This is a genomic window from Flavobacterium sp. GW821-FHT12A05 (assembly GCF_058807735.1).
In genome coordinates, this window is the sequence record NZ_JBXAQY010000008.1 from 230193 (window position 1) to 255882 (window position 25690).

At 33.3% G+C, this 25690-nt stretch carries 26 protein-coding genes; 15 read left to right on the forward strand and 11 right to left on the reverse strand.

The genetic code is table 11. The features are described 5' to 3' along the window. The first annotated feature begins 36 nt into the window (after nucleotides 1-36). The 7 genes from murB (at nucleotide 37) to AC1RRQ_RS19540 (ending at nucleotide 5798) form a co-directional block, all read left to right on the forward strand. Nucleotides 37-1050 carry a UDP-N-acetylmuramate dehydrogenase gene (gene murB, locus AC1RRQ_RS19510; RefSeq protein ID WP_493024675.1) on the forward strand — a complete coding sequence of 338 codons (1014 nt, stop codon included), beginning with the start codon at nucleotides 37-39 and terminating at the stop codon, nucleotides 1048-1050. A 137-nt stretch (nucleotides 1051-1187) separates the two neighbouring features. Then, the gene (locus tag AC1RRQ_RS19515; RefSeq protein ID WP_493024676.1) at nucleotides 1188-1802 is read left to right on the forward strand and encodes an FMN-binding negative transcriptional regulator; all 615 of its coding nucleotides are present in this window, start codon (nucleotides 1188-1190) and stop codon (nucleotides 1800-1802) included. A gap of 84 nt (nucleotides 1803-1886) precedes the next feature. Then, complete coding sequence (locus AC1RRQ_RS19520; RefSeq protein WP_493024677.1) at nucleotides 1887-2993, forward strand: glycosyltransferase; 1107 nt, start codon at nucleotides 1887-1889, stop codon at nucleotides 2991-2993. Further along, a complete protein-coding gene (locus AC1RRQ_RS19525; protein ID WP_493024678.1) occupies nucleotides 2984-3535 on the forward strand; it encodes an RNA polymerase sigma factor in 552 nt (183 codons plus the stop codon). Before AC1RRQ_RS19520 ends, AC1RRQ_RS19525 begins: the two co-directional genes overlap by 10 nt. Before the next feature lie 156 nt (nucleotides 3536-3691). Beyond that, nucleotides 3692-4516 carry an energy transducer TonB gene (locus tag AC1RRQ_RS19530; RefSeq protein WP_493024679.1) on the forward strand — a complete coding sequence of 275 codons (825 nt, stop codon included), beginning with the start codon at nucleotides 3692-3694 and terminating at the stop codon, nucleotides 4514-4516. Nucleotides 4517-4615: 99 nt separating this feature from the next. After that, nucleotides 4616-5347 carry a DUF4184 family protein gene (locus tag AC1RRQ_RS19535; RefSeq protein WP_493024680.1) on the forward strand — a complete coding sequence of 244 codons (732 nt, stop codon included), beginning with the start codon at nucleotides 4616-4618 and terminating at the stop codon, nucleotides 5345-5347. Nucleotides 5348-5417: 70 nt separating this feature from the next. Beyond that, the gene (locus AC1RRQ_RS19540) at nucleotides 5418-5798 is read left to right on the forward strand and encodes a PH domain-containing protein (RefSeq protein ID WP_012022332.1); all 381 of its coding nucleotides are present in this window, start codon (nucleotides 5418-5420) and stop codon (nucleotides 5796-5798) included. 62 nt (nucleotides 5799-5860) lie between these two features. On the opposite strand, the gene AC1RRQ_RS19545 is transcribed toward AC1RRQ_RS19540, so the two are convergent. Continuing rightward, the gene (locus tag AC1RRQ_RS19545) at nucleotides 5861-6736 is read right to left on the reverse strand and encodes a M48 family metalloprotease (protein ID WP_493024681.1); all 876 of its coding nucleotides are present in this window, start codon (nucleotides 6734-6736) and stop codon (nucleotides 5861-5863) included. A 330-nt stretch (nucleotides 6737-7066) separates the two neighbouring features. Between AC1RRQ_RS19545 and lipA the strand changes: the two genes are divergently transcribed. The 3 genes from lipA to AC1RRQ_RS19560 all read left to right on the forward strand — a co-directional run bounded on the left by lipA (nucleotide 7067) and on the right by AC1RRQ_RS19560 (nucleotide 11220). Next, nucleotides 7067-7933 carry a lipoyl synthase gene (lipA, locus tag AC1RRQ_RS19550; RefSeq protein ID WP_071635107.1) on the forward strand — a complete coding sequence of 289 codons (867 nt, stop codon included), beginning with the start codon at nucleotides 7067-7069 and terminating at the stop codon, nucleotides 7931-7933. An 89-nt stretch (nucleotides 7934-8022) separates the two neighbouring features. Beyond that, on the forward strand, nucleotides 8023-9021 hold the full coding sequence (gap, locus tag AC1RRQ_RS19555; protein ID WP_493024682.1) for a type I glyceraldehyde-3-phosphate dehydrogenase: 999 nt from the start codon (nucleotides 8023-8025) through the stop codon (nucleotides 9019-9021). A gap of 27 nt (nucleotides 9022-9048) precedes the next feature. Then, on the forward strand, nucleotides 9049-11220 hold the full coding sequence (locus tag AC1RRQ_RS19560; protein WP_493024683.1) for a tetratricopeptide repeat-containing hybrid sensor histidine kinase/response regulator: 2172 nt from the start codon (nucleotides 9049-9051) through the stop codon (nucleotides 11218-11220). Nucleotides 11221-11253: 33 nt separating this feature from the next. Here AC1RRQ_RS19560 and lpxK read toward each other — a convergent pair whose 3' ends face one another. Genes lpxK through AC1RRQ_RS19575 form a run of 3 tightly spaced genes read right to left on the reverse strand, consistent with a single transcriptional unit; the run spans nucleotide 11254 to nucleotide 12774 of the window. Next, entirely contained in the window at nucleotides 11254-12270 is a 1017-nt protein-coding gene (gene lpxK, locus AC1RRQ_RS19565; RefSeq protein ID WP_493024684.1) for a tetraacyldisaccharide 4'-kinase, read from the reverse strand. Nucleotides 12271-12274: 4 nt separating this feature from the next. After that, nucleotides 12275-12556 (reverse strand): Txe/YoeB family addiction module toxin, encoded by a 282-nt coding sequence (locus AC1RRQ_RS19570; protein ID WP_379683356.1) that lies wholly within the window; start codon nucleotides 12554-12556, stop codon nucleotides 12275-12277. Then, on the reverse strand, nucleotides 12532-12774 hold the full coding sequence (locus AC1RRQ_RS19575) for a DUF2683 family protein (RefSeq protein ID WP_493024685.1): 243 nt from the start codon (nucleotides 12772-12774) through the stop codon (nucleotides 12532-12534). Before AC1RRQ_RS19575 ends, AC1RRQ_RS19570 begins: the two co-directional genes overlap by 25 nt. A gap of 208 nt (nucleotides 12775-12982) precedes the next feature. On the opposite strand from AC1RRQ_RS19575, the gene AC1RRQ_RS19580 reads away from it, so the two are divergent. The 5 genes from AC1RRQ_RS19580 (at nucleotide 12983) to rluF (ending at nucleotide 17290) form a co-directional block, all read left to right on the forward strand. Then, nucleotides 12983-14077: a Nif3-like dinuclear metal center hexameric protein gene (locus AC1RRQ_RS19580; protein WP_493024686.1), complete on the forward strand. Its 1095-nt coding sequence runs from the start codon at nucleotides 12983-12985 to the stop codon at nucleotides 14075-14077. A 3-nt stretch (nucleotides 14078-14080) separates the two neighbouring features. Then, nucleotides 14081-14860, forward strand: a complete 780-nt coding sequence (locus tag AC1RRQ_RS19585) for a zinc ribbon domain-containing protein (RefSeq protein ID WP_493024687.1) — start codon at nucleotides 14081-14083, stop codon at nucleotides 14858-14860. Between the two features lie 184 nt (nucleotides 14861-15044). Further along, a complete protein-coding gene (locus tag AC1RRQ_RS19590) occupies nucleotides 15045-15917 on the forward strand; it encodes an alpha/beta fold hydrolase (RefSeq protein ID WP_493024688.1) in 873 nt (290 codons plus the stop codon). Between the two features lie 95 nt (nucleotides 15918-16012). Next, nucleotides 16013-16360, forward strand: a complete 348-nt coding sequence (locus tag AC1RRQ_RS19595; protein ID WP_493024689.1) for an antibiotic biosynthesis monooxygenase family protein — start codon at nucleotides 16013-16015, stop codon at nucleotides 16358-16360. A 105-nt stretch (nucleotides 16361-16465) separates the two neighbouring features. Further along, a complete protein-coding gene (gene rluF, locus AC1RRQ_RS19600; RefSeq protein WP_493024690.1) occupies nucleotides 16466-17290 on the forward strand; it encodes a 23S rRNA pseudouridine(2604) synthase RluF in 825 nt (274 codons plus the stop codon). A gap of 69 nt (nucleotides 17291-17359) precedes the next feature. On the opposite strand, the gene AC1RRQ_RS19605 is transcribed toward rluF, so the two are convergent. The 7 genes from AC1RRQ_RS19605 to ffh all read right to left on the reverse strand — a co-directional run bounded on the left by AC1RRQ_RS19605 (nucleotide 17360) and on the right by ffh (nucleotide 25419). After that, nucleotides 17360-19183, reverse strand: a complete 1824-nt coding sequence (locus AC1RRQ_RS19605) for an outer membrane protein assembly factor BamB family protein (RefSeq protein WP_493024691.1) — start codon at nucleotides 19181-19183, stop codon at nucleotides 17360-17362. Between the two features lie 225 nt (nucleotides 19184-19408). Continuing rightward, the gene (locus AC1RRQ_RS19610) at nucleotides 19409-20797 is read right to left on the reverse strand and encodes a DUF4153 domain-containing protein (protein ID WP_493024692.1); all 1389 of its coding nucleotides are present in this window, start codon (nucleotides 20795-20797) and stop codon (nucleotides 19409-19411) included. A gap of 58 nt (nucleotides 20798-20855) precedes the next feature. Beyond that, nucleotides 20856-21146 carry a winged helix-turn-helix domain-containing protein gene (locus tag AC1RRQ_RS19615; RefSeq protein WP_057124184.1) on the reverse strand — a complete coding sequence of 97 codons (291 nt, stop codon included), beginning with the start codon at nucleotides 21144-21146 and terminating at the stop codon, nucleotides 20856-20858. Nucleotides 21147-21150: 4 nt separating this feature from the next. Continuing rightward, nucleotides 21151-21765, reverse strand: a complete 615-nt coding sequence (locus tag AC1RRQ_RS19620) for a hypothetical protein (protein ID WP_493024693.1) — start codon at nucleotides 21763-21765, stop codon at nucleotides 21151-21153. Nucleotides 21766-21891: 126 nt separating this feature from the next. Further along, nucleotides 21892-22818, reverse strand: coding sequence for a magnesium transporter CorA family protein (locus AC1RRQ_RS19625; RefSeq protein ID WP_493024694.1), 927 nt, complete (start codon nucleotides 22816-22818; stop codon nucleotides 21892-21894). Nucleotides 22819-23036: 218 nt separating this feature from the next. Further along, nucleotides 23037-23924 (reverse strand): bifunctional 5,10-methylenetetrahydrofolate dehydrogenase/5,10-methenyltetrahydrofolate cyclohydrolase, encoded by an 888-nt coding sequence (locus tag AC1RRQ_RS19630; RefSeq protein ID WP_493024695.1) that lies wholly within the window; start codon nucleotides 23922-23924, stop codon nucleotides 23037-23039. A 142-nt stretch (nucleotides 23925-24066) separates the two neighbouring features. Beyond that, nucleotides 24067-25419 (reverse strand): signal recognition particle protein, encoded by a 1353-nt coding sequence (ffh, locus tag AC1RRQ_RS19635; RefSeq protein ID WP_012022351.1) that lies wholly within the window; start codon nucleotides 25417-25419, stop codon nucleotides 24067-24069. Between the last annotated feature and the right edge of the window lie 271 nt (nucleotides 25420-25690).

The window sequence follows — 25690 nt, forward strand, 5'->3', positions numbered from 1 at the left end:
CCTTACTTTTGAACTCAGATTAAAAAGCCTTTATATATGGAAATCCAATCCAATTTTTCTTTAAAAAACTATAACACTTTTGGCATTGAAGCCAGCGCCAAACAATTCGTTGCAGTACATTCTGTTGAAGAATTGAAAACAATATTGTCAGCAAACAAAAACGAGAAAAAATTTATTTTGGGTGGCGGAAGCAACATGCTTTTAACCAAAGATATTGACGCATTGGTGATTCATATCGATTTAAAAGGCAAAAAAATAATTAAAGAAGATGATGATTTTGTCTGGGTTGAAAGTCAGGCTGGCGAAACCTGGCATGATTTTGTTCTTTGGACAATCGACAATAATTTTGGCGGATTAGAAAACATGTCCCTAATTCCCGGAAATGTCGGCACAACTCCCGTACAGAACATTGGCGCTTACGGAACCGAAATTAAAGACACTTTTGTTTCCTGCGAAGCCATGAATATCGAAACTCAGGAAATAAAAACTTTTACTAATCCAGAATGTAATTTTGGATATCGTGAAAGCATCTTTAAAAATGAAGTAAAAGATCAATATATTATAACGTCGGTTATTTATAAATTGACAAAACGCAATCATAAAATTAATACGTCTTACGGAGATATTTTGGCCGAATTGGCTAAAAACAATATTACAGAACCTTCTTTAAAAGATGTGAGTAATGCTGTAATTACCATTAGACAAAGCAAATTACCTGACCCAAAAGAACTTGGAAACAGCGGCAGTTTCTTTAAAAATCCGATTTTACTGAAATCTGATTTTGAGAAAATCCACCAGAAGTTTCCAGAAATGAAGTTTTATGAAGTTTCTGAAACCGAAGTAAAAGTTCCTGCAGGATGGCTGATTGAGCAAGCTGGTTTTAAAGGAAAACGTTTTGGCGATGCCGGAGTACATAAAAATCAGGCTTTGGTTTTGGTAAATTACGGAAACGCAACCGGACAAGAAATTTTAGCCGTTTCGAGAGAAGTTCAAAAAACTGTTTTTGAAAAATTCGGCATTCATATTGAAGCAGAAGTGAATGTGATCTAAAACACAAATTTCACTAATTGTCACAAATTTGAAATTATTGTCAGACTGAGCGAAGTCGAAGTCCTTTTAACATAGACATTTCTCCCAAAAACTCGGGATCGCTCAATGTGACAAATTAAACCTAAAGAAGAAAAAAAATGTATACACCAGACTTATACAAAAACGAAAATCAGAAAGAAATCAGCACTTTTTTGAAAGAAAACAGCTTTGGAATCTTAATTAATCAGACCAACGGAAAATTATGTGCAACGCATATTCCGATGGAATTGGGAATTAATGCCGATGGAAAAGAAATTCTGGAAGGTCATATTTCTAAACTGAATCCGCAGGCTGATGGATTTGCCGAAAACGATCAGGTTTTGGCCGTTTTTACTGGTCCGCACAGTTACATTTCGTCTTCTTGGTATGATCACGAAAATGTCCCAACGTGGAATTACATAGCCGTACATGTTTATGGAAGAATTAAAATTGTTGATTACGACACTTCGGTAGAACAACTAAAGAAATTAGTCGACAAATACGAAGCAAATTCAGAGAATCCGGTTCGAGTTGAAAATTTATCTTCAAAAACAATGCGCGAAGCCAGAGGTATTTTTGGCCTTGAAATTGAAATCGACGAGATTCAGGCCACAAAAAAGCTCTCTCAAAACCGCGACGATCACAATTATAAAAACATAATTTCGGAATTAGAAAAAACAGAAAGCCCTCAGGCTATTGCTGTTGCGAAAGAAATGTCGAAATGCCGAAAGTAAATTGGCATTAAACATTGAAAATTAGTAATTCATAACTACCTTTGTTCTCGCAAAAATTCAAGTATTAACAGACATTAAAATCATATGCTTATAACTTTATTTTACTTCTTTATTGCTGTTGTTTTTATTCAACTTTTCTACTATTTAGGAATTTTTGGAAAGTTTGCTTTTGCCAAACCTCAAGATATTACAAAGAAAAATGTTCCTGTTTCTGTAATTGTCTGCGCAAAAAATGAAGAAGAAAATGTAAAGAAATTTGTACCGCTTTTAGCAGAACAAAATTATCCTGATTTTGAAATTGTTTTAATTGATGATGCTTCAAGCGACGAAACTTTGGAAGTATTTGAAGAATTTGAAAAACTATATCCAAACATCCGTCTGGTTAAAGTTGAAAACAACGAAGCTTTTTGGGGAAATAAAAAATACGCTTTAACTTTAGGAATTAAAGCCGCAAAGAAAGAATACTTATTATTTACTGATGCTGATTGTTATCCTACTTCAAAAGACTGGATTACTTCGATGACTTCTCAATTTACTACAGAGAAAACAATTGTTTTAGGATATGGAGGTTACGAAAAAAGAGAGCGTTCTTTCTTAAATAAAATAATTCGTTTTGAAACCGTTTTAACTGCTCTTCAATACTTTTCCTGGGCAAAAGCTGGTTTTCCTTATATGGGAGTAGGAAGAAATTTAGCTTATAAAAAAGAAGAATTTTTTAACGTAAATGGTTTTATCGATCATATTCAGGTTCGTTCAGGAGATGATGATTTGTTTATAAATCAGGCTGCCAATAAATCGAATACTACGATATCGTATACACCGGAAAGTTTTACTTATTCTAAACCAAAAGAATCTTTTAAAGATTGGTTTACACAAAAAAGAAGACACATTTCTACAGCAGAACATTATAAGTTTTTTGATAAATTTCAATTGGGACTTTTCTTCTGCTCGCAATTATTTTTCTTTTTATCAGTTATTATTCTATTGGCATTTCAATTTCAATGGATAACTGTAGTTGCAATTTTAGCAACACGTTATACAGTAGTTTGGACCGTAATTGGATTTTCTGCCGGGAAATTAAAAGAAAATGATCTTAAAATCTGGTTTCCTGTTATTGAAATTGCGCTTATATTAACGCAAATTAATATCTTTATAACTAATATCTTTTCAAAACCTGTATATTGGAAATAAATTCTAAAATAGAAAAAGCAAAAAAAGGTGACCAGGTCGCCTTTACTTTTTTATTAGATTATTTCTGGAATGAAGTGTATGGTTTCATGCTTAAACGTACAGAAAACGAAACTACTGCCGAGGATATTACGATCGAAACTTTCTCAAAAGCTTTTGATAAAATAGGCTCATATAATCCTGAATTTCAATTCAACACCTGGCTTATTGCCATTGCAAAAAACGTTTACATTGATTTATTGCGTAAAAAGAAAACAAGTCTTTTTATAGAAATAACGGATACTGAAGACCAACAGGCTTATAATATTGCCGACACTACTCCATCTGCAGAAGATGCCTTAATTAAAGAGCAGAATCTTTCCCGCCTGCTTTTATGCATCAAAGAATTAAAACCTCATTATCAGGAAGTAATCCAGCTTCGCTATTTTCAGGAAATGTCTTATCAGGAAATTGCAGCTAAAATTGACGAGCCTCTCAGCAACGTCAAAGTGAAATTATTACGTGCTAAAAAATTATTAGCAGAAATCATTAATCGTAATAGATAATTTATTATCTTTAAGAAAAGAATGAGATATAATCACATTTTATCTTAAAAAAAAATATTATTCACACACTAAAACAACAACTTCTGCGTTGTTTGCTAAAACCAAATTCCTTTTCGCGTATGATTTAAAGTTACTTAACCTTAAAACCCAAAAATCATGTCTAAATTAAGCATCTATGAAAACAAGTGGACCGATCTTGTCTTCGAAAACAAAAACAAAGAGTACGGAGCGTATCAACTACGCCAAGAAAACCCTAGAACAACTGTTACCGCATTGTTTATGGCCCTGTTATTAATAACAGCCTTCGGAAGTATATCGATGCTGATTAGTAAATTTAGTACGCATGATGTCGTAGAATCTGAGCCGGTTATTTATGACCCGATTACTGTTGTGGACATCGATACGAAAGTACAACCTCCAACAGTTGAACCTATCACTCCTCCTGCTCAACAAGCAGCTGCAACAGCACCAATAACTGCTGCACAGCTTACAAATCCTGTTGTAGCACATACAGAAGACGCTGTTGAGGAAATTGCAGTTAATACACAAAACACTCCTGTTGTAGAAAACACAACCGGAACTGGAACCGCAACAAATGTACTGCCTTCAAACGGCGGTGGTGGCACCGGAACAGCGACAACCGAAGTAGTTTCTAATGAGCCTGTAAATTCAGGAATATTAGATAAACTTCCGGAATTTCCAGGTGGTATTAATAAGTTTTATACTTATGTGGGAAACAATTTCACAAAACCAGATTTGGATGCTGAAAGAACTTTAAGAGTATACGTTTCATTTGTAATCGAAAGAGATGGCACAATGACAGATATCGTAGTTAAAAACGATCCAGGTTTCGGAATGGGAAAAGAAGCGATTCGAGTTTTAAAATCACTAAAAACAAAATGGACTCCCGGAATTTTAGACGGGAAAGCAGTTAGAACTGCTTACAATCTTCCAATAACAATAAAAACAGAAGCTGATTAAAAAGCAAGAAAAAGCAGAACTTAGGTTCTGCTTTTTTTATGAGTCTTAGTTAATCTTATATCTTTATATCAAAATTATTCTCAATTAGCTAAAACCAAAATGCCTTTTACCTTTTCTCATCCTGCCATCGTTTTGCCTTTAAAATATTTACCTAAACAATGGTTTTCATTTACCGGTCTTATTATTGGCAGTATGATACCTGATTTTGAATATTTCATCAGAATGAAAGTTCAAAGCAATTACAGTCATACTATCGCTGGAATATTCTGGTTCGATTTACCGCTTGCTTTACTTCTTTCTTTTGTTTTTCATAATATCGTAAAAAATCAATTATTTGAAAATCTACCCAATTGTATTAAGTCAAGATTTCTACCTTTTACCACATTTAATTGGAATACTTATTTCAAGCAAAATTGGATTGTAGTAATAATTTCAATTCTTATAGGAACAGCTTCTCATTTACTTTGGGATAGCTTCACTCATGATCATGGCTATTTTGTAAATCAAATCCCGGAACTAAAAGAATCAGTCTTAATATTTGACACAAAAGTTCCTTTATTAAAATTAGCCCAGCATTCTAGTTCTTTAATAGGAGGCGCAGTTATTTTATTTTCAATCTTTAAACTTCCAAAAACCAATATTTTCAAAAATTCAATAAATAAGAACTACTGGTTTTTAATCTTATTATTATCAATAATAATCTTTAGTATTCGTTTTACAATTGGACTTTCCATCAAACAATATGGACATATAATTGTTTCTGCAATATCTTCCCTTTTATTTGCTTTAATATTGATTCCGCTTCTTTTTAAATTTAAAAGTGATAGTTAAAAATTAACAAAATCAATTACTTTTACATCCACTAAAAAACAAAGACATTTAATCACTAAAAACAATAAAAATGGGAATATTTTCAGCTCTTATGGGCAATGCAGGAACTGTAAGCCAAGAAGATTTACTTAAAAAATACGGTCAGCTTTTGACTGACAATGAAGAAATTGAAATGGGTTTTAAACTAATTCGCGACACTTTCATTTTTACAAACAAAAGATTAATCCTGGTTGATGTTCAAGGATTAACCGGAAGCAAAACAGAATACAAATCTATTGCCTACAAAAGCATAACTCGTTTTAGCGTAGAAACTGCGGGAACTTTTGATCTTGATGCCGAATTAAAAATCTGGGTTTCGAGCGAATTAAATCCGAGTATTGTAAAGCAATTTAATAAATCGGTAAATGTGTATGATGTTCAAAAAGTTTTAGCACACCACGTTTTAGGTTAATTTAAAAGAATAAAAAAAGCCGGTAAACTAATCATTTACCGGCTTTTTCATTTTATTAAAAACTATTTTTTCTTAGTTGTAGTTTTCTTTGTCGTTGTAGCTTTTTTTGTAGTCGTTGCCGCTTTTGGAACTGAATTATCTATTTTTTGCTGCACGTATGGTTTGTATAAACCATCTTTTTCGGCTCTTGCTTTAGCATCGTCGGCTCTTTTCTTAGAATCCGGGTGAGAACTCATCATTTGATCAATAAATGAAGCCTCTGCTCCTTCGCTCATCTTAGCTAAAATTCTAAAAGCAGATTCTTCGGCATTTACATTGTACCCGTTTTTCTTTAAGAAATTGTACGAAAACAAATCTGCTTCTGTTTCTTGCTTACGGCTGTGCTTACTATCAATTAAAGCACTTCCTATTTTTCCTAACTGGCTGTCTGTTACTGCAGAAATCTTAGCCGATTGTGAAGACACTCCATCAATTAAAGCTTCTTTTTGATATGCTGCACGCATAGCGTCTCTAGAATCGTTATTGGCAACGTGACCAATTTCGTGACCAATTACCGCCAGTAATTCATTATCATCCATGATATCCATTAAACCTGAATACACACGTACACTTCCGTCTGCTGTTGCAAAAGCATTTACCTCTTTTACTTTATACACTTTATAGTTTAACGTAAAACCATCGCCTGCTGTATGTTTACCGAAAACTCTATTTAATCTTAAAGTGTACCCGTCATTTGGGCCCGCTACTTCATTTTCAGTATCTAATTTTGCTACCGCTTCTTTTGAAAGTGCTGCTGCATCGGCATTTGTTAAAGTAAAAGCTGTTACACCTTTTTGAACTGCCCCTATCGCTTTTTCTCCAAAATTAATCTGTGCATTCATTTTTGTAAAACCAAAAGCGGCAAACAAAATTCCTAATACGATAAATTTCTTTTTCATCTTTAAATAATATTACAATTTAACACCAAATGTATTACAATTAAAACTTCAAAATAAACTCTTAGAAGTTTATTTTTTAACAATTAAAGATATAAAAATTAAATGAGTAATAATCTGCAGATCATAACAATTGCTATTAAAAATTCGATCAAACAAAAAGAAATCTTATTTTAAATTGATTTTAGCGTTTAAAATACAGCTTTTTAACTTCTTAACTCAACAATTCACAATATGATTTATAAACAAGTAATCGTTTAAACGTCAAAATAAGCTTTAAACAAATCATCAAATAAACTACATTCCGTATCTTTGTATTCTGATTTATGATATATGGAAACAGTCATTGAAAATATACCACCTGCAAAACCGAAATGGTTGAAGGTGAAACTACCAATTGGACAAAAATATACTGAACTTCGTGGTTTAGTAGACAAATACAGCTTAAATACTATTTGCACCTCAGGAAGCTGCCCTAATATGGGAGAATGCTGGGGAGAAGGTACAGCTACTTTTATGATTTTAGGAAACGTTTGTACCCGTTCTTGCGGTTTTTGCGGTGTTAAAACCGGAAGACCAGAAACGGTAGATTGGGACGAGCCGGAAAAAGTGGCGCGTTCTATAAAAATCATGAATATTAAACATGCCGTAATTACAAGTGTCGACAGAGATGATTTAAAAGATGGCGGTTCTATTATTTGGATGGAAACGGTAAGAGCGATCCGAAGAATGAACCCAAATACTACTCTTGAAACTTTAATTCCGGATTTTCAAGGAATTGAGAGAAACATAGACCGAATTGTGGAGGCAAATCCTGAAGTGGTTTCTCATAACGTTGAAACGGTTCGCCGTTTAACACGTGAAGTTCGTATTCAGGCAAAATATGACCGAAGCCTGGAAGTTTTACGTTATTTGAAAGAAAAAGGAATAAACAGAACCAAATCTGGAATTATGCTTGGTCTTGGAGAAACTGAAGAAGAAGTTTTTCAAACCATGACTGACTTGCGTAATGCAAATGTTGATGTGGTTACTATTGGGCAATATTTACAGCCAACTAAAAAACATTTACCTGTAAAGGAATTTATAACTCCTGAACAATTTGCAAGATACGAGAAGTTTGGTATTGAGTTAGGCTTCCGTCATGTAGAAAGCGGACCGCTTGTTCGTTCTTCATACAAAGCACAAAAACATATTTTATAAAAAAGTTTAATTGTTTAATCGGTAAATCGTTTAATCGGAGTACGGTTAAACAAATTGACGGTTAAACGATTAAACAAATAAACAAAACTTTGAAAACAAGAATTGCTATTAATGGTTTTGGAAGAATTGGAAGAAATTTATTCCGCCTTCTTATAAATCATCCTGAAATTGAAGTCGTTGCAATTAATGATATTGCAGATAATAAAACGATGTCGCATTTAATAAAATACGACAGTATACATGGAGTGCTGCCTTTTCCGGTAAGCTGCGATGAAAACGGAATTATTGTAGACGGCAGGCATTTTTTATTTTTTCATGAAAAAAGCATTTCAAATCTAGACTGGAAAAGCCACAATATTGATTTTGTAATTGAATCGACCGGAAAATATAAAACGCATGAAGAATTAAATGCGCATATTGAAGCCGGAGCAAAAAAAGTGATCCTTTCGGCCCCATCAGAGGTAGACACTATTAAAACCGTCGTTCTTGGAGTAAACGAACATATATTAGACGGAACAGAAAATATTGTTTCTAATGCAAGCTGCACTACAAATAATGCTGCACCGATGATAAAAATCATCGAAGAATTATGCGGAATCGAACAAGCTTACATTACAACAATACATTCTTACACGACAGACCAAAGTCTTCATGACCAGCCGCATAAGGATTTACGCAGGGCCAGAGGCGCAAGTCAGTCGATTGTTCCAACAACTACAGGTGCAGCTAAGGCATTAACAAAAATTTTTCCTAAATTGCATGAAAAAATCGGAGGTTGCGGCATTCGTGTACCAGTTCCCGATGGTTCATTGACAGACATCACGTTCAATGTTAAGCGTGCTGTTACTATTGAAGAAATTAACATTGCATTTCAAAAAGCCTCAAAAACAAATTTAAAAGGAATATTAGATTACACAGAAGATCCTATCGTTTCTGTTGATATAATTGGCAATACACATTCGTGTTTATTCGACGCACAACTTACCTCTGTCATTGACAAAATGGTAAAAGTAGTGGGCTGGTATGACAACGAAATTGGCTATTCATCAAGATTAATCGATTTGATTTTGCTGATAAGAAAAACATAAGAATTCATTGTAAATGCATTGCCATACATGAAGTACTATCTTTTATTTGTTGTTTGTTTTTTAAATTCATTTTTGTATTCTCAATCCAAACAGAATACAGACAGCATTTCCTATTATAACAAACTGGCAAACAAAAAACTGAATAGTAAAGAATACAATGAAGCGGTTCTTTTAACTAAAAAATCAATTGATTTTTGCGAAACCAATCACATTCCCGAAGATTTAGCCAATCAGACTTTTAAACTTGGTAAAATCTATTACAATCAGCGGAAGTACGATGAAGCTCTAAAAAACTTTCATAAAAGTGTTGCTTCTTTTGATAGTGTAAAACCAACCTGCACCAAAATTCTGGCCCTTCATTATATTGGCGCCGTTAATACTGCAAAAGGCGATTATAAAACAGCTGACATCTATTATGCAAAAGCTCAAAAACTTTTAAAAGAGCTTGGTGTTGTTGACAGTTCTGAAATTTTGAATTATCAGAAAGCAATGGCTTTCAAATCAAACAAAAATTATACTCTTGCTACCAAAACTTTTCAAAAAATAACAAAAGTTCCAGATAATCCTGCAGTTTTAGGAACAAAAATCAAATCGTATTATCAACTCGGATTAATTGAAACGCAATTAAAACGGAATGATTCTGCAATGATATATTTCGACAAAGCTTTAGATTATAATGCCAAAACAAATGATCTGAATCAAAAATCAAAGATTGTTTTAGCCGTAAGCAGATATTACAAACAAAATAAAAATTACGATCTCGCCTACTCTTATTTAGATGAACATTATCAGTTAGAAAATTATATTTTAAAGCTGAAAAATGCTAAAATCGATTTTAATGAATTTCAGAAATTCAAAAAAAATCAAACTTTAAATAATACGCTTAAAAAAGAAAGCGAAGAAAAAATTCAGCTAAAAACGTATCGTTATTCTAAATTAGTCAGCATTTTGGCTATTGCCTTAATTTCGATTTTATCTCTTTTGAGTTTGGCTTTATACAAAAACAACATTATTCGTAATCAGAATAATTTACTTTTAAGAGAAAAAAACAAAGAGCTGATTCTGGCGAAAAACAAGGCCGAAAAAGCGTCAAAAGCCAGATCAGAATTCCTCTCGACAGTAAGCCATGAGCTTAGAACGCCTTTAAACGCTATTAACGGAATTACGCATTTACTACTGGAAGATAATCCTAAGAAAACACAATTAAAGTATTTAGAGTCGTTGAAATTCTCAGGAAATTACCTGACTACTTTTATTAACGAAATTCTTGAAATTAATAAAATCGACTCTACAAAAGTCGAAATAGAAAATATCAGCTTTAATTTAAAAGAATTACTGTTTAATATTCAAGGATCTTTAAAAGAGCTGGCGACTGCCAACAAAAACTACTTCAATCTTGAAATTGATGATGCGATACCCGATAATTTAATTGGCGATCCAACGAAATTATCTCAAATTATATTAAACTTAATTAATAACGCATTAAAATTTACCCAAAACGGACATGTAAATGTCATTGCAAAATTATATACGATAGAAGATGAAAATGCGACTGTTTATTTTGAAATTGTAGATACCGGAATTGGTATTCCCGAAGATAAATTACAAAGCGTATTTGAAAGCTTCTCGCAAGGTTCTATCGAAGTAAACCGTAAATACGGAGGAACAGGCTTAGGGCTTACGATTGTTAAAAAGTTAATTGAACTTTTAGGAGGTGAAATCAAATTAAAAAGTGAAGTTGGCAAAGGATCGACCTTTACTTTCAAATTAAATTTTAAAATTAATAACGAACCGTTGGAAGCAGTTACAGAAGAAAAACCATATAACGATAAACAATTACAGCACAAATCTATTTTGCTGATTGAAGACAATAAAATCAATCAGATGATTACGCGTAAAATGCTTGAAAACAAAGCAATTTCCTGTGAAATTATCGATAATGGCGAAGATGCGGTTGAACTTTTAAAAGTGAAACGCTTTGACATGATCTTAATGGATGTTCATTTACCTGGAATTAACGGAACTACGGCAACACAGCAAATTAGAGAATTTGATAAAACTACTCCAATTATTGCGCTGACCGCTATTTCGCTTGATGAAAACAGAGATATGCTTATCTCTTATGGAATGAACGACGTAATTACAAAACCTTTTGTTCCGGACGAATTTTACAGTACAATTGCGAAATTCTTTGATTAAAAGAAGATGCTGAGACACTAAGGTTCTAAGTTGCTAAGAATTTAGTTTGACGTATTCTAAAATTGAAGCATCAAAATTTTGCTGGTGATTGATGAATGTGCTTTGAATAGGCAGATAATACAATTGCGAAACCAATTTCGAGTCTTTTAAACGAACGTAATCTTTCTCGGTTGTAATTATTTTTCTGCCCTTTGCTTTATTCTGAATGGCATCTAAATCGGCATCAGAAAAGTGATGATGATCCGGAAAGGTCAAACATTCATCGTTTTCATTTTTTAAATAATCAAAAAATGGTTTGGGTTTTGCAATTCCGGCCAAAAGCAGTTTTGATTCTGATTTAATTTCATCAACCGATTTTTTTTCATTCTTACCATAAATTACAGTATCATAATCGATGAAGGTAAAAAAGATTTGCTGCGAACAGCTTAACTTTAATTTCAATCTAATTTCGGCTTGTTTTTCTTCAGATAAATTTTTCGGACATTTGGTAACTACCACAACATTTGCTCTGTTGGCACCGCTGCGGCTTTCTCTTAAATTTCCGGTTGGCAGCATAAAATCATCTGCATACAAATCATCAAAAGAAGTCAGCAGAATATAATATCCTGCTTTTACTTTTCTGTGCTGATAAGCATCGTCTAATAAAACAACTTGTGGTTTCTCCTTCTGCGAAAGCAATTTTGTAATTCCGTTTGTACGATTTGCATCAACAGCAACCTGAACATTTGGAAACTTTTGATAAAATTGAAAAGGTTCATCGCCCAAAATTTCGGCGTTTGAAGTTGAATCGGCCAAAACAAAACCTTCCGATTTTCGTTTGTAACCTCGACTTAAAGTAGCCACTTTATACTTATCCGATAATAACCGAATCAGATATTCAATTTGAGGTGTTTTTCCGGTTCCGCCTACGCTTAAATTTCCAACTGCAATAACAGGAATATCAAAAGATGTTGATTTTAGAATTCCTTTGTCAAAAAGAAAATTACGAATACTAGTAATGAATCCGTATAAAATGGCAAATGGAAAAAGTATTTTTCGAAGTAAGTTCATAGAATTATTTATCTGAATAATGACCCATTGCAGAAACGACAAAAATTGTCACTGTATCATCTTCTAGATAATATATCATTCTGTCTTTTTGATTTATTCTTCTAGACCAAAATCCAGAAAGTTCATATTTTAATGGTTCAGGATTACCACTTCCTTCGAAAGGAGTTTCAGTCAATTCTAAAAGAATTTTTTCAATATTTTTAATGCTTTTTTTATCTCCTGACTTATAATGCTGAATTATGTGTTTTTTTGCTAGGTCTTTTATTTCAATCCTAAACTTCCCCATATATCCTTAGGATTAACTTCAGTACTATTTTTACTTTTAGCAGATTTCAAAACCATATCTACAAATTCAGGATTATAGGGACTTTCTTCCGCTTTAAGTTTTTTAGAATCTGTTTCGATAATCTCAATTTCTTCAAAACCTTTAAAACTATCAAACATAGCGATAAAAGCTTTGCCTATTTTGGTGCGTTCGTTTATTTTTACAGTTAACGTTTTCATAGCTCTTGATTAAAATACAAAGATACAAAATTGATACTATTAGTAACATAATGTGTTACTGGTAATACAAACTAGTAATACAAACTTGTACTAAACAATATTATTCAAATATTTTAAAGTTGACACGTTTCTTCGTTAATTTGTTTTAAAGTTTCAATCTGTACAACACAAGAAAGTCTGAAACTTGAAACCTGAAATAATAATTTACATGAAAATAAAAGACATAATTACCGTACTAGAAGAAATGTCGCCGCTTGCCTATGCAGAAGATTTTGACAATGTTGGACTTTTAGTCGGGAATCCGGAAACAATTAGTACCGGAGTTTTAGTTTGTCATGATGCACTGGAAAATATTATCGACGAAGCAAAAGCAAAAAATTGCAACTTGATTGTTTGTTTCCACCCTATTTTATTCTCGGGAATTAAAAAAATAACGGGGAAAAATTATGTAGAACGCGCTATTCTTAAAGCAATTAAAAACGACATTGCTATTTATGCCGTTCACACCGCTTTAGACAATCATTCTGAAGGCGTTAATAAAATTTTCTGCAATGCTTTAGGCTTAATAAATACTAAAGTCCTGATTCCGAAACAGCAGTTTTTACAAAAATTAGTCACTTACACTGTTCCTGATAATGCCGAAAAAGTTAGAAATGCAATGTTTGAAGCCGGTGCGGGAACTATTGGAAATTATGACAACTGCAGTTTTAATTCAGAAGGATTTTTTACTTTTAAAGGAAATGAAAAAAGCAATCCGGTAATTGGCGAAAAAGGAAAACTGCATACGGGAACCGAAATAAAAATCGAAGTTATTTTTGAAAAACATTTACAATCTCGAGTTTTAAAAGCACTTTTAACCAACCATATTTATGAAGAAGTGGCTTATGAAATCTACGATCTTCAGAATTTGCATAAAAATATTGGTTTAGGAATGATTGGCGAGCTCGAAAATGAAATGGACGAAAAAGAGTTTCTTTTGTATGTAAAAGATATTATGATTGCACGCGGCATTCGCCATTCGACCTTTTTAGGAAAAAAAATAAAAAAAGTAGCCGTTTTGGGAGGCTCAGGAAGTTTTGCTATTAAAAATGCAATTCAGGCCGGAGCCGATGCTTTTTTGACAGCCGATTTGAAATATCATCAATTCTATGAAGCCGAAAACAAGTTACTTTTAGCCGATATTGGTCATTTTGAGAGCGAACGCTATACAAAAAACTATATTGTTGATTATCTTCGAAAAAAAATTCTTAATTTTGCGATCATTTTATCGGAAGAAAATACAAATCCAGTTAAGTACTTATAGAATATGACGAATACGAAAGAATTAAGTGTTGAGGACAAGTTAAGAGCAATATATGATTTACAGCTTATTGACTCTAGAATTGACGAAATCAGAAACGTTAGAGGAGAACTTCCTTTAGAGGTTGAAGATTTAGAAGATGAAGTTGCAGGTTTGAGCACTCGTTCAGAAAAACTGAAAGGTGAACTTGAAGTGATTGAGGAGCAAATCAAAGCAAAGAAAATTGCTATTGATGAGCATAAGGAGGTTATCAAAAAATACACTAAACAACAAGAATCAGTTCGTAACAATAGAGAATTTAATTCTTTGACAAAAGAAGTTGAATTTCAAGAATTAGAAATTCAATTGGCTGAAAAGCAAATTAAAGAAATGAAAGCTTCTATCGAGCATAAAAAAGAAGTTATTTCTAACTTAAAAGAAAAACTTGACGCTAAAAGCTCTCATTTAAAACATAAAAAATCTGAGTTAGATGCTATTATGGCTGAAACTCAAAAAGAAGAAATCTTCTTATCTGAGAAATCAGCTGAATTTTCAGGTCAAATCGAAGAAAGATTATTAGCTGCTTATAACAGAATCAGAAGCAGTGTTCGTAACGGATTAGCTGTAGTTTCTATCGAAAGAGGAGCTTCTGCAGGGTCTTTCTTTACGATTCCGCCTCAAACTCAGGTTGAAATCGCTTCTAGAAAGAAAATCATTACTGATGAGCACTCTGGAAGAATTTTAGTAGACAGCGCTTTAGCTGAAGAAGAAAAAGAAAAAATGGAACAATTGTTCTCAAAATTCTAAATAAATGGTCCCGATTTAATCGGGACTTTTTTTTATCACTAAATGTTTTTTTTGCCACGAATTACACAAATTTCGCTAATTTCTATTTTTACATTTTAAAGAATAAAAATTCGTGCTAAATTTGTGTAATTCGTGGCAACTCTTTTAGATCCCGAATATTATTTTCATCATTAAATTACGCGTTTTGGGAATTAAAAAAGGCATTCGTTTTATCACATTAAAATCAGTTGGATCTTATATTAACTTTTTGAGTTACGTGCGTCCGCAAAAGGCTATGGAACTTTCTTATGCTCTTTTCAGTCAGCCTAGAGTTGGGAGATTAAAAAAAGAAGAACTCCCGAAAGTTTTGCGACATACTGAAACCGAAATCTTTTATCATAACGAACATCATTTTCAAACCTATATCTGGAAAGGAAATGAAACGAAAATTTTACTGGTTCACGGTTGGGAAAGCAATGCTTCGCGCTGGAAAAAAACATTACCGCATCTTCAAAAATCCGGAAGTACTATTATCGCCATTGATGCGCCTGCTCACGGACAAAGCAGCGGAAAAGAATTTAATGTGCCTCTTTATGCCGAATTCATCAATAAAGCAGTAGAAAAATATCAGCCTGAAATTATTATCGGACATTCTATTGGCGGTGCAGCCTGTGTTTATCATCAACATTTATTTCCGAATACGAGTATAAATAAAATGGTTATTCTTGGCGCTCCTTCAGATTTAAAAACTCTGATTGATAATTACATTTCGATGCTTAGTCTAAATAATAAAATGTTACCTCTTTTAGAAAATAAATTCATTAATCGTTTCAACTTTAAACTGGAAGATTTTTCGGGACAAAAATTTGCATCTCAATTTACTATTCCTGGTTTTATTGCTCATGACACTTCAGATAAAATCGTCGCTTTTGAAGAAGGAAAAAAAATTGCCAGTAACTGGAAAAACAGTCAGTTTATAGAAACCAGCGGTTTAGGCCACGGAATGCATGATGATGAATTGTACCAAAAGGTAATTGAGTTTTTGTTTCATAAAGGTTCTGAGACACTAAGTCGCTAAGGCACTAAGTTTTTTTGTTAGATTTTATTACTTAAACTTTAGTCTATATTTAAAAATCTAAAATCCAATAATCTAAAATCTAAAATTCCTAAAACATGATAGCAGTAATATTTGAAGTTATTCCTAACGAAGGAAAAAAAGAAGAATATCTGGATATTGCAGCGAGTCTGCGCACAGAATTAGACCATATTGAAGGTTTTATTTCGATAGAGCGATTTCAGAGTTTTACTGATCCAGGAAAGGTTTTGTCGTTATCTTTCTGGAAAGACGAAGCAAGTATTCAGCAATGGCGAAATCTTGAAATGCATCGCGCAGCACAAGCCAAAGGTCGAAATGAAGTTTTTAAAGATTATCATTTAAGAATCGCTGCTGTCGTTCGTGATTATGGAATGTTCGAAAGAAAAGAAACTCCTGAGGATAGTTCTATTTTTCATGATTCTTAGGACAAGGTACTGAGATTCTAAGTGACTAAGGTTCTAAGTTTTTTCAAAAAATCTAAAATCTTAAATCTAAAGTCTTAAATCTTAAATTTTGCCTACTTTTGCATTATGGAAGAGAATTTAAAACGTCTGAATAAATTTATTGGAGAAACGGGCTATTGTTCTCGTCGCGAAGCCGATAAATTAATTGAAGAAGGACGCGTAACAATAAATGGTGTTGTACCAGAAATGGGAACCAAAGTTTCGCTGGATGATGAAGTACGCATAGATGGCAAATTAATCGTGGAAAAGCACGAAAAAATGGTTTATCTGGCTTTTAACAAACCGGTTGGCATTGAGTGTACAACCAACTTAGAAGTTCGAAACAATATTGTAGATTATATTAATTACCCAAAACGTATTTTTCCTATTGGAAGATTAGATAAAGCGAGTGAAGGATTAATTTTTATGACCAATGACGGCGATATTGTAAATAAGATTTTACGTGCCAGAAACAATCACGAAAAAGAATATACTGTTACTGTAAACAAACCTATTACGGATCGTTTTATTCAACGAATGGGAAATGGTGTTCCAATCCTGGATACGGTTACCAAAAAATGCAAAGTGGAGCAAATAAGCAAATACACTTTTAAAATCATTTTAACGCAGGGATTAAACCGCCAGATTCGAAGAATGTCTGAATATTTAGGATATGAAGTTACAGCGCTTAAACGTATTCGAATTATCAATATTTCTCTGGATGTTCCGGTGGGGCGTTACCGCGATTTAACCGATGCCGAAATAAAAGAACTAAATCTTTTAATTGAACCTTCGAGCAAAACAGAAGAAGCAAGTTTACCAAAAGTAGAAACTCCAAATAAACCTTCAAATAGAAGAACAACTTTTATCTCTAAACACGATCCTAGATTTAAGAAAAAAGGAGATTACTAAATTTCCATTATAAAATAAAAAAGGCGTATTGAAATGAATCAATACGCCTTTTTACTTTATAAAACTGAATTAGATTTTCTTGTTGAAAATTCTTAATTCGTTTTCATAAATATAATAAACTGACTGCGTAGCAAAATCTACTTCGTAAATTGGACGCATGTTTTCGAATAAGATTTTATCTAATTCTGTTCCGTCATCTTTTCTCACTTTTACTAAGACTTTTTGCTGTGTAGCTTCGTCTTTAGCAAAAATATAAGAGAAATCACGGCTTTGTCTCATTGCATCAAAACGCTGAGAGAATCTTTTAGAAGCATCAGCTAACATTGCAGATCCTGCTGCTTGTTTTGCTGCTCTGTTTAATTGTTTGTCGTTTTGTTTTTTGATAACAGCTGAACCAGTTTCTTGTCCTGTTGCCGGATCAATATAAACCATTCTCCACTCAGATCCTACTGCAGCATTGTATCCTGCAGAAACTCCTAAACCAATAGATCCTGCAGTAGCTAAAGCTTGTCCCCAAGCTCTTCCACCGTCACCAGGCTGTGTATATACTTTGTGGTATAAAACTTTACCTTCTTTGCTTACACCCATAACTTCTGTAGGTCCAGAAAGAGCTACTCCCCATGTAAACAATTCGATAGAATTTAATTCTTTTTCTTTCTTGATATTAACCTTAGCAAATGCATCTGGTTTATCTTTTACTGTTGTATTGAATTTGAAAAGTTCTTCGTCATTATAAACTAAGAATTGATTGTTCTCTTCATCAAAAACGTTTAATAAAGGACGTTTTGGGTTAAATTTCAAGTTTCCTCTCCATAATTTTTTACCCGTTTTATAATCTACCAAGTTACCATAAGTAGCTGTTAGGTATAAAACTTTATCATCAACTTTACCTAAGTAGTTAATTGCATCTTCTTTATCATCAGAAATTTCGATGAAGCTTTTCCATTTTTTCTGACCGTCTTTGTCGATAAGCATCATTTCATTTTCAGCAACATATAAATAGTCACCATCAATAGAAATTACTTTTTTCAATCCGTCGCCGCGAGCATCTTTTTTCCAAACTTTAGAACCATCTTTTAAGTTATAAAAGTTGAATCCGCTGTTGTGCGCCACTAAAATTTTATCTCCCCAGTCTTCTAAGTAAACAATGTATTTTGTTTTGATAGCATCTTCCCAGATTGGTTTTCCAGTCTCAGCATCTAAAACATTTAAATATTGTTTAAATGAAATTAATCCTTTGCTGTTAATTACTACCAGGTTTTTATTGTTTTGTGTTGGGAATACTTTACTGTATTCTAATTCTCCAACCCATTTTAAAACTCCTGTGTTTCTATCAATTGCAGATAATTTACCCATATAAAGTGAGTAAATTGTAGTATCACTTACCTCAGCTTCGTTAGAGAAGTTTGATTTGAAAGTAAACATTGAAGCAAATGCACTTTTTGCATCTCCCTGCTCTGTTTTCCAGATTACACTTCCCGTGTTAAGATCGATTAACGAAGCGATTACTTTTCCGTTCTCAGCACCTTTAACTAAATATTGGTTTTCGCCATATAAAAACTGACTGTTAAAAACAGTGTATTTATAATTAGCAGAATTGTAAACTACTTTTCCATCAACAGTGTTGATTAAAACTGTTTTGTAGTTAACTAAAGCTTCAACGTATGGAGTACCATCGATGTTCTTTAAAATTCTTTTGCTTGCAAATAAGTTGTCTGTGTCTAATTTGCTTAATGCTTCAAGTGTAGTACCTTCTCCAACAGCTTTATCAGCATCAAAACTCCATGCTTCTGCTTTTGTTTCCGGATTAATACCTTTTACAACATTTCCTTCTTTAACAACAATAACCCCGGTGATTGGATTTTGTATTAAATCTTCAATTTTCGAGTTCATTTTTAAAACTTCGTCAGCAGTTCTCTGGGCAAAACCAGTGAAGCAGGCGAATGTTAAAAAAAGAATCAGAGTAATTTTTTTCATAGTTTTCTGCAAGGTTACGATTTTATATTAATTTTAACAATTGACAGCAAATATCCTATAATAGAAGTTAATTAGCAAGGGCATTAGTAAAAAAATCTTTATAAAAATGAATTATTTTTTTATAAAGATTTTTTGCTTGTTTTATGGCTTAACTTCAAGAAAATCATAATACAACGCTTTTGATAAAAAAGAATTATTCTGATAATTTTTAATCATTTCTTCTCTATACATTTCGATGTATTTGCCTTTTAAATGATTCTTTACAGAATAAGCCCTGCGAGCCTCATCATTAAAATTTAATCCACTTAAAAATTCAAGATCAACACCTTTATTTACAGAAATATTATAATTTGTAATCAGGTTTCCCCAATTTACATAACTGCACAAAAGAATCGTGGCGTAGAAATACCAAACCATTTGATTTACCAAATAAGCATTGGTTTTTTGTTTCGTGATTTTCAGGAAAGAATACACTAAACCTATAATAGCAAGAATTAAAAAAGCGTAAACTCCGAGACGTTTATAGGTTAGTCCGAAAAACGAAACATATTCTGAGTTTTTAATTATCGCACTTACAATTAAAACTACATTAAGCGCAATCCAGGTTTTGGCAAGTTTTTTTAAAGCTGATGCTTTTTCATCAAAATTAAAACCGCCTTTAAAGTAAAATAAGATTACCCCAACCGCCATCAAAATTGAAAAAATAACAGCATTTACGCGTTCGTGTGTATCTGCGCTTAAGTTTGTTTTTTCTACTACTTCAAAAAACTGTTCGTAATTATAAGTTCCGATGAAAATCAACAACATAACATTTAATAAAAGCAAAGTAATTTCACCGCTTTTTCTTTCGAAGTCAAGATCCAGAAATGAAAAAGTATTTTGATTTTTAATCTCAGAAATGTCACTGAATTCATTATTTAGTTTTGGATTGAACTCGTAACAAGCATCTGGAACCCAATAATTCCAGAAACTAAATGAAACGTAAAACCCAAGTATACTAATTAGGATTAACTGAAAAATATTGATATCTAAAGTGTAATCTGTAAACAATGATGAGAAATGATTACTCCCAAAAGAATAAACAATAAAAAACAATCCTAAAAATATCACCGGAATCACGACAAATGCTACTAATTTCTTGGCAAAATCGTTATGAATTTTTCGTTCCGGAAGCCATTGGCTAACAATAAAAACACGTCCTAATGAAGCAAATGCATTTAAGAATATTAGCGGAAAGATTTGTATAATTTTGAGCTCTCCGTCTTGGGTTTTAAACTGCAGAAGCAGAATTGATAATGCTAAAGCAAAAAATGAAGCGGCGTCTCCATACCACGCAAAAGCAAAACAAGACAAGATAGAAGTTACAACTAAGATCAAATGCGATCTGTTGACAAACTTTTCCTGAAAGAAGTAACTAATTAAAAGCGTTAACATTACTCCAAAAATAGAGAGATTAACTCCAGGACTCTGATTGTAAAAAAGCAGGGTAAACATTACCGTGCAAGCTAAAATAATTTGATGTTTTTTCATGATTTTTAATTTAAAAGTACTTTGTGTTTCAAAGTTATTAGACAAAAAAATATAGTTATTAAGATTTCATCAATTTTTCGAGATAAGAAAGGTGTTCTTTAAACGCCGCGCGGCCAAGCGGTGTTACCTGATAAGATGTTTTGGGCTTTTTACCCACAAATTCTTTCTTAATTTCGATATATTGTGATTTTTCTAATGCAGAAGAATGACTCGCTAAATTTCCATCAGTGATATTCAAAAGCGTTTTCATCTCGGTAAAATCTACCCAGTCGTTAACCATCAGAACGGACATAATACCCAATCTGACACGGCTTTCAAAATCTTTATTTAGTTTATCAATTATTCCCATTGGGTTATTTGTATTTTTTGAACATCACTAAACCATATAAAATATGCAGGATTCCAAATCCTAAGATCCAGAAAATTAATCCATACCCTATATAGAAAAGAGAAATACATCCTAATAAAAGTTCGCAGAAACCTAAATATTTTACATCTGAAAATGTGTATTTTTCTGCATTTATAAGTGCAAGTCCGTAAAAAATCAAAGTCGAAGGAGCTACAAAACCGTAACTTCCGTGGTACATTAAAGCTAAGCAGAATATTCCTCCAGCCGCAAGCGGAACGGCAAGATTAAACAGCATTTTTTTTGTTGCCGATGTCCAAATTGGCAAATTGTATTTTCGGCTTTTTCTAATGGTGAAAAAGATTCCAAAAGCAAAAGCAGCAGCTAAAATTAAAACGCCAATCCAAAATAATTCTGAAACTAAATTACCGGTTAACAATATATGTTCGTCAGTAAAATATTCGATTCCGTTTATTTTGAAAAGCTGATAAACATACAATCCGCCAATTAAAGCCGAAAGTCCCGCGAAAACTCCCGAAAGTCCGCTTAAAGATATAAATCTGGAAGAGCGCTCCATCATGGAACGAATATGTGCTAAATCTTCTTGGTGCTTTTGATTCATAATTAAAGTACTTTGCAGTACAAAGTTATTATTTATTTTGAATTGGCAAATAAAAAGTATAAAATATTTTTAAGATTCCTGCAAGGTTTTGAAAACCTTGCAGGAATGGGATTTGTTATTTTCGGTTTAAAACCATCTTCTTCTTTTGAATAAAAAGACTCCGAAAGAGGATAAAATAACGGAGACCAGAAGAAGTATCCAGATACCGTATTTGCTTTCTTCGAGGCCGTTTGGCACGTTCATTCCGTATAAACTGGCAATTAGGGTTGGTATCATTAAAATAATCGAAATTGAAGTCATCTGTTTCATGATGTTATTCATGTTGTTCGAAATCACCGATGCATAAGCATCCATCATTCCGGTTAAGATGTTACTGTAAATATTGGCTGTATCCTGCGCCTGGCTTAATTCGATTTCTACGTCTTCTAACAAATCCGGATCGTAACTTGCTTTATGCGCTCTTAAGTTTTTGATGCGATGAAACAGAACATCGTTTGCTTTTAATGAGGTAATAAAGAAAACCAAACATTTTTCGATTTGAAGCAAAGCCTGTAATTCTTCATTTTTGATGGATTTCTCTAAATTATCTTCGGCTAGTTTTATTTTCTGATTAACTTGTTTTAGGTATTTTAGATACCAAACGCTTGATGAAAGAAGCAATCTCAAAACCCAGTCGAAATTGTCTTTTACCTGAATGTTTTTACGTCGTGAATACAACATAAAATCGTATATAACTTCTGTTTTGTAAAAAGTGATGGTTACACAGATATCGCCTTTGAAAATTATGCCCATCGGGATGGTCTGGAAAGGAAGCTTAATATCGTTGCTTTTTATAGGAACGCGCATGATAATAAGCGTCCAGCAGTCTTCGATTTCTATACGGGGTCTTTCGTCGATATCTTCGATATCATTGTAAAAAGCTTCTGGAATTTGAAGTTCTTCTAGTAAGTATTTTTTTTCTGTTTCTGATGGATCTTCGATACTGATCCAGCAGTTTGGAATCCATTTTGGTATTTCTAGTAATCCGTTGTCATTTGTGTAAAAGGCTTTCATTTCAAAATACAGGGTTTTATTGCAGCATTTTGAGATTTTCAAAAGCTGCTTTTAATTAAATACTAACGAATCATAATCGTCCATTTGGAGAAGTGTTTTTTAAGTGGTGCAAAAGTATCCTTTATTTTTCAGAACCGAAACTTTAAACTATTAATTATATATTAAAACAACAAAGCCTACTCTTTCGAATAGGCTTTGTATTATTGTTTCAGAACAAATTATTTGTTTTTCGCGCTTCTCATTTTGCGTGCTAAAAGTGTATTTTTTAATAACATTGCAATTGTCATTGGTCCTACTCCACCTGGTACCGGCGTAATAAAAGATGATTTTTTGCTTACTTCGTTAAAATCAACGTCACCTTTAATAACATATCCTTTTGGGTTTGATGCATCGTCTACGCGAGTAATTCCAACGTCAATGATTACTACTCCGTCTTTCACCATATCTCCTTTTAAGAATTCAGGAACTCCTAAAGCGGTGATAATGATATCGGCATTTTTAGTGTATTCGGCTAAGTTTTTAGTACGGCTGTGTGTTAAGGTTACAGTTGAATCTCCCGGGTTTCCTTTACGGCTCATTAAAATACTCATTGGTCGGCCTACGATGTGGCTTCTTCCAATTACAACGGTATGTTTTCCTGAAGTTTCTACTTTATAACGTTCCAACAATTCCATAATTCCAAATGGTGTTGCCGGAATAAAGCTTTCCATTTCAAGGGCCATACGACCAAAGTTTGTTGGGTGAAATCCGTCTACATCTTTATCAGGATCGATTGCTAATAAGATTTTTTGCTCGTCGATGTGTTTTGGCAGCGGTAACTGCACGATGTATCCGTCCAGATTATCATCTTCGTTTAACTCTTTAATTTTGGCAAGCAGTTCATCTTCGGTAATAGTATCCGGCAGACTTACTAAACTAGAATCAAATCCGATTTCCTGACATGATTTTACTTTACTTCCTACATAAGTTAAACTTGCTCCATTTGTTCCCACTAAAACTGCCGCTAAATGAGGTACTTTTCCTCCGGCTGCTTTTATGGATTGAACTTCGGCTGCAATTTCGTTTTTAATGTCGTTAGATGTTTTTTTACCGTCTAGTAGCTGCATTGTTTTTGTTTCAGGTTTAAATTTATTTTGTTTCAGGTTTCATGTTTCAGATTGAAAACGAAACTTAATATTTATTGAATTAAAAAAGTTTCAAGTTTTGGTCTCTTAACTTGAAACCTTAAACTTGAAACTTTTAATTTTATTATCTCGGCATTCCTCCTGGCATTCCTTTCATGCCTCCCATCATTTTCATCAGATTTTTTCCGCCTGGGCCCTGCATCATCTTCATCATCTTGCTCATTTGGTCAAACTGCTTCATTAACTGATTTACCTGCTCGACTTTAGTTCCCGAACCTTTAGCGATTCTGGCTTTTCTTTTTACGTCGATGATGGCCGGTTTACTTCTTTCTCCCGGTGTCATGGAGTGAATGATGGCTTCTATATGTTTAAAAGCATCATCTTCTATTTCTACATCTTTCATGGCTTTTGAAGCTCCTGGTATCATTCCTACCAAGTCTTTCATATTACCCATTTTCTTTACTTGTTGAATCTGCGTTAGGAAATCATCAAAACCAAATTCGTTTTTAGCGATTTTCTTTTGAAGTTTTCTTGCTTCTTCTTCGTCAAATTGTTCCTGAGCTCTTTCTACAAGAGACACAACGTCTCCCATACCTAAAATACGCTCAGCCATACGATCTGGATAGAAAACATCAATTGCTTCCATCTTCTCGCCTGTACCAACAAATTTAATTGGTTTGTTTACAACAGATTTAATCGAGATTGCTGCTCCACCACGAGTATCACCATCTAATTTTGTTAAGATAACTCCATCAAAATTCAAGATATCGTTGAAAGCTTTTGCTGTGTTTACAGCGTCTTGTCCTGTCATAGAGTCTACAACGAACAATGTTTCCTGCGGCTGAATTGCTTTGTGTACACGTGCAATTTCGTCCATCATTTCCTGATCTACCGCTAAACGTCCTGCAGTATCGACAATAACTACATTAAAACCATTTGCTTTTGCATGTTTAATTGCGTTTTGAGCAATCTCAACAGGATTTTTATTTTCTGGTTCTGAATAAACTTCAACACCTATTTGATCTCCTACAACATGTAACTGGTTGATCGCCGCCGGACGGTAGATATCACACGCTACAAGAAGTGGTTTTTTATTTTTCTTCGTTTTTAAGAAGTTGGCTAATTTTCCTGAGAAAGTAGTTTTACCAGAACCTTGAAGTCCAGACATCAAAATAACGCTAGGATTTCCAGATAGATTAACTCCGGCAACATCACCTCCCATTAATTCCGTCAGCTCATCTTTTACCAGCTTCACCAATAATTGTCCTGGCTGAAGCGTTGTTAAAACGTCCTGACCAATTGCTTTTTCTTTTACTTTGGTTGTAAAATCTTTAGCAATTTTAAAGTTAACGTCGGCATCAAGTAAGGCACGACGAACTTCTTTTAAGGTATCGGCAACGTTTACTTCTGTAATTTTACCGTGTCCTTTTAATATATGGAACGCTTTATCTAACTTATCACTTAAATTATCAAACATACTATTTTCTTTATTTGAAGTGCAAAGATAATCTAATTAGATATTTCAGGCAATTTTTATTTATACGCATTTTTTGCCACAAAGACGCAAAGACGCAAAGTTTTTTTGCCACGAATTACACTAATTGCCCAAATTGCTAAAGCTATTTTTTTAGCTCCCGCAGATTTAGCAGATTGGGCAGATTTTAAAATCTTTTTAATCCTTAAATCTGTGGCTGTAAATTAAAAAGGCGCAAAGAATAAAACCTCTGCGCCTTTGTAACTATGTCCCT